Here is a 12,864-nt window from a genome sequence, read left to right on the forward strand (position 1 = left end):
AAAAAACTCCTTGTCTACACAAGGAGTTTTTTACTTAAAGACTACTTACTATTTTGAGACCATTCTTCAACATCCCAAACTTTTGTGATCCAATCTTCATAGAAGTCCGGTTCGTGACATACAAGAAGAATAGTCCCTTTATATGCTTTCATAGCCTTCTTAAGTTCTTCTTTTGCTGTAACATCAAGATGGTTTGTCGGCTCATCAAATAGTAGCCAGTTACTTTCCTCGCCCATTAGCTTACATAAACGAACTTTTGCTTGTTCTCCACCACTTAATTGACTTAATGGGCGAGAAATATGTTCATTTTTTAATCCGCATTTTGCTAACATCGCACGAATTTGATGCTGGTCTAGGCCAGGGAATGTATTCCATACATCATCAATTGGTGTTATATTATCAGCTTTAACTTCTTGTTCAAAGTATGCAGGCTCTAAGAAGTCACCAAGACTTGTTTTACCGCTTAAAGGTTTAATTTTACCTAAGATTGTTTTTAGTAACGTTGATTTACCAACACCGTTACATCCAACAATAGCAATTTTTTCACCACGTTCAATCGTCATTGATAGCTTTGGTAGTAGCGGATGTGTATATCCGATTTCTACATTTTCACCTTCAAAGACGAAGCGACTACTTGCACGACTTTCTTTAAATGAGAATTCCGGTTTAATTGCTGTTTCCGGACGATCAATAAGCTCCATGCGATCAAGTTGTTTTTGACGACTCTTTGCACGACCTGTCGTTGAATAACGAGCTTTGTTCTTTGCAATGAAGTCTTCTTGCTTTTTGATAAACTCGCGCTGTTTTTCATAAGCGTTTATATGTTGATTTTTATTGATTTCTGCTAGTTCTAGGAATTTTTCATATGTCGCTGTATAGCGTGTCATTTTTGTGAATTCTAGATGGAAAATAACATCAACACATTTATTCATAAATTCCGTATCATGAGAAATCAATAAGAATGCATGTGGGTATTCTTTCAAATAATTTGTTAACCAATGAATATGTTCAACGTCTAAATAGTTAGTAGGTTCATCAAGCAATAACACTTCTGGCTGTTCAAGTAATAGCTTTGCAAGCAATACTTTTGTACGTTGTCCACCACTTAGTGCTGAAACATCACGATCTAAACCAATTGCATCAATTCCAAGACCACGTGCAGCCTCTTCAATTTTCATATCTAGTAAATAGAAACCACCTGCTTCAAGTGCATCTTGTATTTCTGCCATTTGCTCAAGAAGTTCTTCTAGTTCTTCTGGTGTAGCAGTTCCCATTTTTTCTGTAACTTCATTTAAAGCTTTTTCCTTTTCGAATAACGGTAAAAATGCATCCGCTAGTACGTCACGGATTGTACGCCCAGGCGTTAAAACAGTATGCTGATCTAAGTAGCCATAATGTGTGCCCGGTGTCCATTCTACGCGACCTTGGTCATGAATAAGCTGACCAGTAATGATATTCATGAATGTTGATTTACCAACACCGTTTGCACCAACTAATCCAACGTGTTCACCTGCTAATAATCGCATAGATACATCTTTAAATAATGTACGATCGCCAAATGTATGTCCTAATTTTTCAACTGTTAATAAGCTCATAGTATCCTCCGTCCAACTTGAAATAGTACCTTGAATCATGATACTAAATTCTTTCATATAATGCCATCATTTCAAAATGTATATTTTTTCAAAAGAAGTGTTTGTAAATGTTAGTATATAAAAAAGTTACTTCTACCTACAGAAGTAACTTTTTGGTTATGCCTTTTGTTTAACTTCACTAACTTTCTTTTCAGCTACAATAAAATGCGGTCTACGTTTTGTTTCATAATAAATACGACCGATATATTCACCAATCACACCTAGGAATATGAGTTGAATACCGCCAATAAATAGTATAGCGGAAATGAGAGTAAAGTAACCAGGAACTTCCACACCACCAAGGATGATTTGAACGAACGTAGTGATTACGTATAAAAGTCCTAAAATGGTTGTTAGTAATCCGAGATATATAGATAGACGTAACGGTTTATTATTGAATGAAATTACACCATCAATTCCGTAATTTAATAATTTCGAGAAGGTCCATTTACTTTCTCCATCAGAACGTAATACATTTTCATATTCAATGATTAATTCGTTATAACCAATCCAAGAGAATAAACCCTTTGAAAATCGGTTGTATTCACTTAAAGACACTAAAGAATCCACTGCTCTTCGACTTAAAAGTCTAAAGTCACCAATACCATCTACTAATTCAATATCTACAAACTTATTCATCACCTTATAGTAAAGACGAGAGACGAAAGAGCGAACAGGTGAATCACCAGTTCTTGTTCTTTTTGCAATGACTTGGTCGTAGCCTTCGTTATATCCTTCTAACAGTTCTTTTATTAACGTAGGAGGGTGTTGTAAGTCGGCATCCATAATAACAATTGCATCGCCTGTAGCATATTTTAAACCAGCTAACATTGCAGCTTCTTTTCCGAAGTTTCGACTAAATGATATATAGTGTACCGATGAATCTGCACTAGCTAAATCACGTAAAATATTTAATGTATCATCTTTACTACCATCATTAACAAAAACAAATTCATAATCGGTAGTTAATTTATGAATTTCAAGAGAAGTCTCTGAATAAAAGGCACGAAGCACCTTTTCTTCATTGTAGCATGGTACTACTATTGAAAGGGTCATGTTAGGACCTCCTTAGGTGTAATTTTAAAGTGGGCATGAAGTAAAAGTTAAGCAATCATCTTCAACTTTTACTTCACTTCATTTTAATACCTTTTTTTAAAACGACTTTTTAATTTTGAATATCTTTTCGTATCTCCAAGAACTAGAAGCGAGATGCAAATGATAAATGAAATGATAGAAATAACGAGACCCATTTTGAAATAAGGTGTGACGTATTTCATTTCAACTACATGTTGCCCTTTGGAAATAGGAACGCCAATAAAGGCGGAATTAGCCTTCGTAAATTCGGTTTCTTTACCGTCAACTTTTATTGACCATCCTTTACTATATGGTACCGATAAATATAGTAATCCATCTTTAGTGGAATTAATATCACCTTTTAAGGAGTTACCTTCATAGTAAATGTTTTGTAGGCTATTTTCTTTTAAAGTATTTACTTTTTTCGGGACAGTCTGATAGTTAGTACTGTTGATTTGTAAATCTTTCAACTCATATTGACCAGGAGTAGGAATAGAAATGATTAGCTCGGTTGGCTTTGCATCTTTTCCTAAGTTGTAAACAAATCTTTCTAACGGATAAGCATAAGCTCCATCTTCATTACCTTTTATCATAGATTTGTCATTCACGGTAACCCCAAATGATTCCTTGTTTATATTTCTAATTTTAATTTCAACAAGAAGATCACCTAACATATCGTTATTATCAATAGGTACTATTATACGCCCATTTTCATGAACAGTGAGTATATCTTTCTCTTTCTCTATATTTTCCCACTTCATTTTATTTGGATTAATCTTAATTTGTTTTGAATCTAGCTGTTTTGTATTAAATTGTTTTAGTGGGAGACTTCCAACATCATTTACAACTACAGCATCTAATAAAAGTTGATCTTTCTCGGCAAAATTAAGTTTTGAAAAGTCTTCATCACTTATTCCAGCTTCGTATACATAGCCTAATGGTAGTGCAAATTCATTTTTATAAATGTTGTAAGGACCTACTTGTTGTAAATGCGTATAGCCATAAGGAATTTCGGTTTTATTAGCACCTTCACTTAGTACATAATATTTTACCCCTAGCATGTTCTCAAGGAATAATCGTTTATCTAACTGGAAGAACATAGATGGGCTATCATATCCTTGGAAAACATTGTACTTATTCTTCATAAAGTCATGAATATGATAATTGACTAAGCTTTGATAAGTACTTGTACCATGATAACCTTGCAACATCGGCGTATTTTTATAATTATTGTTTGGATTGATAATTCGATAAAAATCTTTATCTTGATTTTGTATATAACGAATTGCGTCAATTTCATCCTTATTATCAAGACCTGGCCCGTGTAATGATTCTTTTGTCACGCCTGCTTGATTAAAGTGTTTACTAAGAGCAAAATCTGAATAGAAGTAATTAATAAATATTACATTGACGAGTACATTTAATACAATGAAACATTGTAAGGCTACTTTTGATAAATAGCGCCATAGTAATATGGTAATAATAGATAATACAGTAATGCAAATTAAAATGTTATCAATCGTTTGTAGTGGCTGTGCGTTTATATTTACTTTTCTATAGAATGCGTAAATAAATAATGCTGTTGCTAGTAAAGGACCTATTAAATAATTGACCTTCTTTTTGTGGAGTAGCATCCAATCTAAAATGTAGGCAACAGTTTGCGCAACCACAAATGCAAATAAGTAAAACCATCTGTGTTGCATGGCAGAAAAGCCATTAAATACGGAATACGTATATGGAAGCATATATAGCACTAACATAAACCCAGTAAAGAGTAATTTATTTGTGACAAGTTTATTGCGTATTAGAAGCGCGCTAGTAATAAGGAAGAGGATGAAAACAGGGAATGCAAGCTGATACTCCTCTGTATTATTAATGAAAAAGATACTTTCCATTAAGTTTTTATAAAACGTATCTTCAAAAAATAACGGTATAGTAAATTTTGTAGCGAGTCGATCGGAACTAAATACACCATTTACAGATGGTATAAAGCAAACAGCAGATAAACCTAGTGATAAAGCATATAGAAAAGAAATTCTAATATAATAAATTATAAATGTTTTAATTGTTTTGTTCTGCTGTGTAGCGAAATATTGGAAAAAGGCATAAATATAGATAAAAATACTAGTAATGAAAGCGAAATAGAAATTTGATGCAAGCATAAGTGCTGTTGCAAACAGGAATAATCCTTTTTTTCGCTCTAAAATATATTTATCTAATCCCCATATTGCTAAAGGTAAAAACACTATAGCATCTGCCATGAAATCCCATAATAAAGAATGGCGAATGAAAGTTATACATCCTCCATATATAATGGCAGAAATGAAAGAAGAAAAAATAGTTTTATTGTGATAACGTAAAGAACCATACATGAATAACATAGCTAATGTACTTTTTAAAACACTCATATATAGTTTCAGCTCAAAGATTTGATCAAAATTTAGTTTAGGAAGTAGAAGCGTAAGCCAGAAAAATGGTGCTGTACTATAGTAATAACTAAATTCTCCGAATAAATCTCCACCTAAGCCATAATCCCAAGACCAAAATAAATTTCCATCTTTAAATGCGTGTTGTAAAAGGAATGTAAAGAAACTGAATTGTGATAATGCATCTCCCGTACTAGAAAATACACTGTCTGATTTTAGGAAAAAGTAATGAAAAGCAAATGCACATATTATTAATAATGGAATAATAATAAGTGTGCTTTTAGTGAAAAATGTTCTTTTATTTACTTCTGAAGTCATTAAATAAATAAGCCTCCTTAAATGCAATTGCCACATTCTTCATCTCTAGTTATCTTTTTAGGATGAAGAAAAACTATGTATGAATCGGCGATTTTTAATAGTATTAATAAAGTGTTTATTTGTGTAATTTATAGTAAATTTAGGGTGTTTGTAGTTAATATTTACATGAAGAATTAACTATGAATTACCTTAATAATAGGTGTTTTACATCTAGTGCTGTTCGTTTCCAAGTATAATCATTCCAGAAAGGCAAGTCAATTTAAGATATAGATTGAAAAAAGGCCATTTTCTAAGTGAAGAAGATAAAAATAAAAACTTCAAATGAAGTTTTTATTTTTATTTATTTTCGAGCCAGCTTTTTATTTATAAATCCTAAAAAAGGCAAGTCAATTTAAGATATAGATTGAAAAAAGGCCATTTTCTAAGTGAAGAAGATAAAAATAAAAACTTCAAATTTAATTTGAAGTTTTTATTTTTATTTATTTTCGAGCCAGCTTTTTATTTATAAATCCTAAAATCAATCCTCGTATTTGTGGATCGATTGCAAGACCGATAATCCCGTATAATATACCAGTAATTGTTAAAGCAACTAGTGGCGGTAAGGTAATTAATATTGTACGGTATAGAATATAGCTTAATATAAAGGCTAAGGTATTGAATATAATCCCTTTAAATAGTAACGAGAAGCCTTTACGAACAAATAGAGTGAATCCGATCAATAACGTAATCTCGGTAAGGATAGCGGCAATAGCGGCTCCCATCATTCCGAACTGACTACCTAAGACGATGTAACTTATAATGGCAGTAGCTAGTCCGATTCCCATTGTTGTTGCACGTTTCCATTGTTGACCAATGGTCGTTAAATTATCAGCAAGTGGATAGTTAATAGATTGTAAAATGACCATAAAGGCTAAAATGGCAAGAGCATCACCAGCTGGCGCATACTCTTCGCCTAATAAAGTAACAATCCAAAAACTTGGATCAGCGATAAATGGAATGGAGATTCCCATCCCTAAGAAAGACATTAGTTTTAATTCAAACTGAGATAGTTTTCTATGTTCATCAATATTCTTTTCATTTCCAAAAGTAAATAATTTTGGATAGAAGGCTGCTGCAATTACACCAGGTATTTGATAAAGGACTGCAGGTATTTTCGATGCAGCTCCAAAGAATCCAACTTGCTCATACGTCGAAACTTTTTCTAATATAATAGGGCCTAACTGTGGTAAAAGCATAATAATAATGCCATTGATTGTGAAAATCAGCAGTTGATCTAAAATCCCTTTGTCCCAGCCCTTATGAACTGTCGTATGGCGGAGTACCATTATGAAGGCGATGACTCCTGTTACAAGACTAGATATCCCATACATAGCAGCGACCGTCATAAGTGACCATTTCAACGACATTCCTAGTAGAAGCGCAGCTGCGGCTGTTATACCTTGTAGTACAGAAATAATCGCTGTAAATTGCATACGTTCTGTTACTTGGAAATAAGCCATTCCAACGCCTTGTAAAGTTGCTCCAAACATTGTTGGTAGTACAACCCAATATACCATGGCGCGTAAGTAGGCATCAGTATAGAAGAACTGAGCAAAAATAGCGAAGAGTACAGAAATTACGACAGCTAATACGAAACGAATGCGTAAATAACTACTGATTAGTACACTAATATTTGCATCCTTTCTCGTTCCTTCACGCATAAACGTATGTGTCAAACCTGCATCTGTGAAATAACAAATAACAGCGGAAACTGCTAATGCAGTTGTAAACATCCCATACTCACCAGGAGAAACGTATCTTGCGAAGAGAATCGTCGCGATAGCAAGTACAAATCGAACAGTAATATTTCCTACAAATAGGTAGGAGGCATTTTTAAGAATCTTATTTGTTTTCATGAGAAAAAACCTTTCTATTCTTTAGGACCTTTTTCGTTTGTCCTATTTGTAAATTTGATTTGTTTACGGAAAGAGAGATGAGTACTATATTTTCAGTTTAAGAAAACAGAAATTTAATTCGCACAAACCAAAGCATTGCATATAGTTTTTTACTACGCTTTCCGTTTTTTGAATAGATTTTACGGCAATATTTCTTTATATCTTTTTTGATTAATTGGACTTGGGTATTATTTAATTGAGAGTTTTCCTTAATGTATATACAAGCATTATTGATAACCGTATAAGGGAATAAATAAGTCTCAAGAATCTCAATAAGTGACTGAGGGTCTTTCGTAATGAAGTCTTGAGATTTATTATGTACCCAGTCTTTCATACGATTGAATACTTCTAGTTCTTTAGTTGTTTTTAATTCGTAATCTTTATATTTAGAAGAAAGATTTCCTTCGGATAAGATTCTATAATATGTTAAATATTCATCGACATAGCATACATTTGTCACACTCATTAGTTTAAATAAAAACTCCAAGTCTTCTCCCCAGCTACATCCTGGTGTAAAACGGATATTATGATTCATTGCGATAGAGCGTTTGAAAATCCAAGTACTTGTTTGAGCAACAACTTGGTGTGTTAAGAATGCTTTTGCCATATCACCTTTAATAAAGTTTGTTGTATGCTCAACCTTTTCGCCTGTTTCTTCGTAGAAATTCATATAACCACAATAGCACGCATCCATGTTGTTTTTATGCATACTCTCGATTTGTTTCTCAATTTTAGTTGGATGCCATAAGTCATCACTATCAAGGAAAGCGACGTATTCCCCGCTAGCATTTTCAATCCCTGTATTACGAGCTACTGAAACGCCTTGGTTTTTTTGGTGAACGTATTTTACTTGCCCCGGATATTTTTCTGCAAGATTTTTTACGATAGAAGGTGATTGATCTTTACTTCCATCATCTACAATTACAATTTCAATGTTTTTATATGTTTGATCCAGTATTGACTGCATTGTTTCTTCAATATATTTTTCTGTGTTATACAGAGGTATGACAACAGAAACAAGTTGTTTTTGTTCCATCATAGAATTTTTATCTCCTCAAATTTTTTATGTCTTGCACCATATATACAAGCCTTTTGAAAGGAAGAAGATTACAAGAACATCTGTATCAGTTTAACGCATATAAACTTTGTAAATCAACTTTCTATTATTGTACTTTGTATAAAAGTATTCATTATAGAATATATTTTCTTGTAAAAATATAGAAATGCAATTTGGAAATTATGTATTTTAAGGGAAAGTATGAAATGTTAAGGCGATTTGCGCTTCGTTTTGCAACTTTACAAACACATGGTGCAGATTGGACTCTAGCTAGCGATGATATAGGTCATCAAAAAACGGCAACTATTTTATTGGAAACAGGAATGTTGATATATCATGAGATGGATAAACCACCTATTCATATTATGCCAGGTTTTCCAGTGTTTTTAGTTACTGTATTTTACTTTTTTTGTAAATGGCAATAAAGGCCTTTTTGTAGCTAAATTAATTATTATCCTATTAGGGGTACTTATTATTTTACTAACTTATAAGATTGGTACTTATTTATTGAATCCCGCTGCAGGATTAATAGGTACTTTCTTATTAGCCGTGTATCCTTCAGAGATTGTTTTGGAAAATTTAACTTTAACAGAAGGACAGCTTCTATTCTTTTCATTGGGATTATTATATTGGAGTTTAAAATTAGCTGATACTCATAAAACGAAACATTTTCTACTTTTTAGCATTGTACTTACGCCTACAAGTTGCTTTATATCCAATACCATTACTTATATATCTTTTAATGAAGCGCTATCCATTCCACATTGATGAAGCAAGCGATAGTATTTTTTATAATAAAAAATACATGCAAGGAAGGACCTGTGCATGTATGATGAGAAGATTATGTTAAATATTCCAAGGTTTACTTAAAGTTAAAACTTCAGCCATCTCTTTACTTTTTAAACGTCCCTTTTTTCGGTTTTCCGCGCGTTCTAAACCGGTTGTGTGTAACCAATGTTCTTCCTCAGTTTCAGGTAGTACTTGTGGTACCGACGAAGGTTTTCCATCTTTTATTGCTACAAATGTAATGAAGCAAGTAGCAGCAATTCTACGCTCGCCTGCTAATAAATTTTCTGCGATTACTTTTACGAAAACTTCCATTGAAGATTTCCCTGTATAACATACAAATGCTTCATAACAAACAGAATCAGCCTGGTGAATTGGAGTTAAAAAATCAACTGAATCAATAGATGCTGTTACGCAATGTTTACGACTATGTCTTGCAGCCGCAATCGAAGCAATACTATCAATTTCTGCTAATAATTTCCCTCCAAAAAGTGTTTGGTGATTATTTAAATCGTTAGGAAAAACACGTGTTGTCTTAATTGCTTTAGATTCTCGCATGAATTTCTTTTCCATATATTCAGCCCCTATAGTCTGTTTTCAATCAGAATAATATGTGTAAGCGGATTACTCATATTAGATATTTAATGAAGTAAAGTGTATTCCAAAAGAGGATTATTTAAACTTCTGTATTTGTATTCATGTAACTGAAAGAAAATTTATTTTATCTAAAATGTAGTGTAAAAGAGGATTCGCTTACATTGCAAGTAAAAAGTAATGACTATGTATTTGTCATAGAAATTCTCTATCAGCCGTGTACTCATTCATGATAGAATCGTTTTGTTATGAATGGAAATAGAGGTGCAATGGACATATGAATCATATACAAACAAATTTTTCATCTTTCTTTAATAAAATTACAATCGGTGCGATGCTCGCATTTTTTGTTTATAGTTGTTGGGCAGCATTTGAGAAAAGTAAGCAATTTTTTGGAGGAAGTACAACAAGTGTAACAATCATATTAGCAATTTTTATCATACTCATTTTGTTAGTGGCATCAATTCTACAATATCGTTTTACAGATAAACAATTTCTTATTTTTCTTATAAGTATATCTATAGTTGTGAGACTTAGTATGCTGTTATTTGTAGACGCTCCAATAATTGGTGATCTGAAAGTGATGTATGAGTCTGCAAAGCAGATTGCAATTGGTAATAATATAGAGACTGTAACTCATTTGCCTTTTATTATATATGAGTCAGTAATTATTCGTATATTTGGTGATACATTATTCGCTTTACAACTATTTAATGTGTTATTTTGCGCAGGAACCGCATTTTTTATTTATCGTATTGCAGCAATAGTTTTTGGAGAAGAATGCGGTCGTATTGCTTCTATCTTTTATGCTCTGTATATTCCAAATATATTCATGAGTTCCGTATTAACTCCTGAGTCACTTGCAATATTTTTATTTTATTTTGCTTGTTACATACTTTTATATAAAGGATTAGATCATCCTTATATGTGGGTATTTTCAGCGATTTTATTTGCATTTAGTAATATGATTTTCCCAATGGGATTATTTCTTCCTATTTTTATCACGGTATATGTATTATTAATCGAAGTATTTCAATCAGCAACGAAACAAAAGGTGTTACTAAAGATGATGGGGATACTTATTCTATTTTATAGTGCCCATTTTGGTGTGAATTATGGAATTAAGACAATGGGAATGTCACAATATACGATTGCGAATGAGACGTATGTTCAATCTGTTTTAATTGGAAAAACGCAACATGAAGAAAAAATATCGAAAAATCAAAGTGTAACAGAGCATATTGATCAAAAGTTAAAAGAGATTGAGGGAGAAAGATTTAAACTTTTAGAACCGATGATAAATCAGTTTTCAGATGAGGGGATAAATTCTATTCTTTTCAAATATGAAAAACTGATATATATAGCCGTAACATTGTTTATGACTATAGCTCTATTACACTTCCTTATTAAGAAACAACAAAATGAGGGATATATGTTGTTCTTATTTTTAATTAGTGGATACGTATTGTTAAAGCTCTTCCAAGTAGATATGGCATATTACAATGTAATTATGCCAGCATTGTTTATTTTGCAGAGCTTTGGTGTTTATATGAGTTATGTGTATTGTCAAAAAATATTTTTCAGAAAATAAAAAGAATCCATTCTGGATTCTTTTTTTGATGGAAGATGAAATTTAGTAGTTAGTACAGATGAAAAGTATGCTTGACTACTAAATTTCATCTTATCGATTTAGTTCTAGTTGCAAATTATCGGCTGTTAGAGCCATTTGTGAGGAATCATCTTGAATTCCTTTCATTACTTGTGAAATAGCTTGTAGTTCGTGTTCAATTTTCTTATTCTGTTCTTTTGAGTTAGACATATCTTTTACGATTTCTTGGAAGTATCGATCTGTTGCCGACATACTATCTGTTCCTTCCGATACGAGAGAGCTAATTTGTTTCACAGAAGACGAGACACGAGTAATTTGTTCATTTGTTTTTTCGACGAGCTTTGTAACGTTAAATATAGATTCTTTCGTTTGCTCTGATAATTTTCGGATTTCGCCAGCAACAACAGAAAACCCTTTCCCAAATTCTCCAGCACGTGCCGACTCAATAGCAGCATTTAGTGCGAGTAAATTTGTTTGCTCCGCAATCGATTTAACAATATCTATGATTTCATTAATTTTGTTAGAAATATTGAGAAGTTCATGAGTATCTGTAATAATCGTTTCCATATTCATTTGAATAGATCCCATTCGTTTGTTTTGCTGGTTTAATTGTTCTTTCCCTTTATTCGCTTTTTCTTCAGATGTTGTAGCTAATGATGTACCTGTTTTAGCAATCTCTACAATAGTTTCAGATTTGGCGGTTAGTTTTTGAATAGAAGAGCTTGTTTTTTCAGATACAGCAGCTAGTTCTGTTGCGATATGCGTAATTGTCATAGCAGTTAATTCTTTTTCTTTCTCATGCTCTTTTTGCATTCTTTCATATTCAGATTCATAAGCTGCAAGAACAAGTTCTTGTTCAAGAGTGAATAATTTATTTATAACATTTATAGAATATGAAAAATCATCGATTGTCGTTATTTTTGTTTGCAAAATCTTCATGATAGAGCGGAATAATTCTTGATAAGCAGCAGTATACCATTTTCGATGTAAACCAATTTGTACATGCCTTTTGGCAATCCTAACACGCTGTTCAATAAAATCTTCATGCATATTGCCGCTGAATAATTCTTTAATATGTGTTTTTAAAGTTTGTTTTAGTTTTGGAATAGAGCTGTAACGCTCAATAATAGTAATTAAATTAGGTTGTTTTGTAATGTTGGCATAGAATTTTTCAGTAATCCAATCAATTTCTGCATAAATAAAAGGCTGTAGCACTTTTACAACTTGTAAATCTTCTTTTGAAATATGTAGCATATCCATTTGAATTTTTAATTCAGAATTAGTAGGTACATTAAAAGTTATTTGTTGGTTCTTACTTAATTCGATTATACTGGCATTTGTTTTATTAATATTTTTTTTGAAAACCCCAAGCATTATTCTTCCCCCTGTATATAAAACGTTTTCAATTTTAAAACTAATATAGAGTAATTAT

8 protein-coding genes and 2 pseudogenes are annotated in these 12,864 nt (G+C 32.3%); 2 read left to right on the forward strand and 8 right to left on the reverse strand.

The window, feature by feature from the left end:
- Positions 1–41: 41 nt before the first annotated feature.
- The 5 genes from DN401_RS23060 to DN401_RS23080 form a co-directional block, all read right to left on the reverse strand.
- Entirely contained in the window at positions 42–1,595 is a 1,554-nt protein-coding gene (locus DN401_RS23060; protein ID WP_002204872.1) for an ABC-F family ATP-binding cassette domain-containing protein, read from the reverse strand.
- Between the two features lie 156 nt (positions 1,596–1,751).
- A complete protein-coding gene (locus tag DN401_RS23065; RefSeq protein WP_000175826.1) occupies positions 1,752–2,690 on the reverse strand; it encodes a glycosyltransferase family 2 protein in 939 nt (312 codons plus the stop codon).
- Between the two features lie 83 nt (positions 2,691–2,773).
- Complete coding sequence (locus DN401_RS23070; RefSeq protein ID WP_000200228.1) at positions 2,774–5,452, reverse strand: YfhO family protein; 2,679 nt, start codon at positions 5,450–5,452, stop codon at positions 2,774–2,776.
- A gap of 479 nt (positions 5,453–5,931) precedes the next feature.
- Positions 5,932–7,347 carry an oligosaccharide flippase family protein gene (locus tag DN401_RS23075; protein WP_000856146.1) on the reverse strand — a complete coding sequence of 472 codons (1,416 nt, stop codon included), beginning with the start codon at positions 7,345–7,347 and terminating at the stop codon, positions 5,932–5,934.
- Between the two features lie 97 nt (positions 7,348–7,444).
- Complete coding sequence (locus tag DN401_RS23080; protein ID WP_000970527.1) at positions 7,445–8,425, reverse strand: glycosyltransferase family 2 protein; 981 nt, start codon at positions 8,423–8,425, stop codon at positions 7,445–7,447.
- Positions 8,426–8,625: 200 nt separating this feature from the next.
- Here DN401_RS23080 and DN401_RS23085 point away from each other — a divergent pair.
- Positions 8,626–9,228 (forward strand): annotated as a pseudogene (locus DN401_RS23085) (glycosyltransferase family 39 protein); the annotation flags it as partial.
- Positions 9,229–9,289: 61 nt separating this feature from the next.
- On the opposite strand, the gene DN401_RS23090 reads toward DN401_RS23085, so the two are convergent.
- Positions 9,290–9,802, reverse strand: coding sequence for an acyl-CoA thioesterase (locus tag DN401_RS23090; protein ID WP_000412120.1), 513 nt, complete (start codon positions 9,800–9,802; stop codon positions 9,290–9,292).
- Between the two features lie 298 nt (positions 9,803–10,100).
- Here DN401_RS23090 and DN401_RS23095 point away from each other — a divergent pair, with 298 nt between their 5' ends.
- Positions 10,101–11,414, forward strand: coding sequence for an ArnT family glycosyltransferase (locus tag DN401_RS23095; protein WP_001015629.1), 1,314 nt, complete (start codon positions 10,101–10,103; stop codon positions 11,412–11,414).
- 90 nt (positions 11,415–11,504) lie between these two features.
- Here the strand turns inward: DN401_RS23095 and DN401_RS30505 are convergent, their stop codons facing one another.
- Together DN401_RS30505 and DN401_RS30510 are read right to left on the reverse strand one after the other, a co-directional pair.
- Positions 11,505–12,245, reverse strand: coding sequence for a methyl-accepting chemotaxis protein (locus DN401_RS30505; protein ID WP_370512974.1), 741 nt, complete (start codon positions 12,243–12,245; stop codon positions 11,505–11,507).
- 15 nt (positions 12,246–12,260) lie between these two features.
- A pseudogene (locus DN401_RS30510) lies at positions 12,261–12,806 on the reverse strand (protoglobin family protein); the annotation flags it as partial.
- Positions 12,807–12,864: the final 58 nt, after the last annotated feature.

This window comes from Bacillus sp. BF2-3, from assembly GCF_008368795.1.
Taxonomy (GTDB): Bacteria; Bacillota; Bacilli; order Bacillales; family Bacillaceae_G; genus Bacillus_A; species Bacillus_A cereus.

Bases quoted from the DNA above. Each gene is read 5' to 3' on its own strand.
- DN401_RS23060 (WP_002204872.1), bottom strand. From the start codon at position 1,595: ATGAGCTTATTAACAGTTGAAAAATTAGGACATACATTTGGCGATCGT.
- DN401_RS23065 (WP_000175826.1), bottom strand. From the start codon at position 2,690: ATGACCCTTTCAATAGTAGTACCATGCTACAATGAAGAAAAGGTGCTT.
- DN401_RS23070 (WP_000200228.1), bottom strand. From the start codon at position 5,452: ATGACTTCAGAAGTAAATAAAAGAACATTTTTCACTAAAAGCACACTT.
- DN401_RS23075 (WP_000856146.1), bottom strand. From the start codon at position 7,347: ATGAAAACAAATAAGATTCTTAAAAATGCCTCCTACCTATTTGTAGGA.
- DN401_RS23080 (WP_000970527.1), bottom strand. From the start codon at position 8,425: ATGATGGAACAAAAACAACTTGTTTCTGTTGTCATACCTCTGTATAAC.
- DN401_RS23090 (WP_000412120.1), bottom strand. From the start codon at position 9,802: ATGGAAAAGAAATTCATGCGAGAATCTAAAGCAATTAAGACAACACGT.
- DN401_RS23095 (WP_001015629.1), top strand. From the start codon at position 10,101: ATGAATCATATACAAACAAATTTTTCATCTTTCTTTAATAAAATTACA.
- DN401_RS30505 (WP_370512974.1), bottom strand. From the start codon at position 12,245: ATGCAAAAAGAGCATGAGAAAGAAAAAGAATTAACTGCTATGACAATT.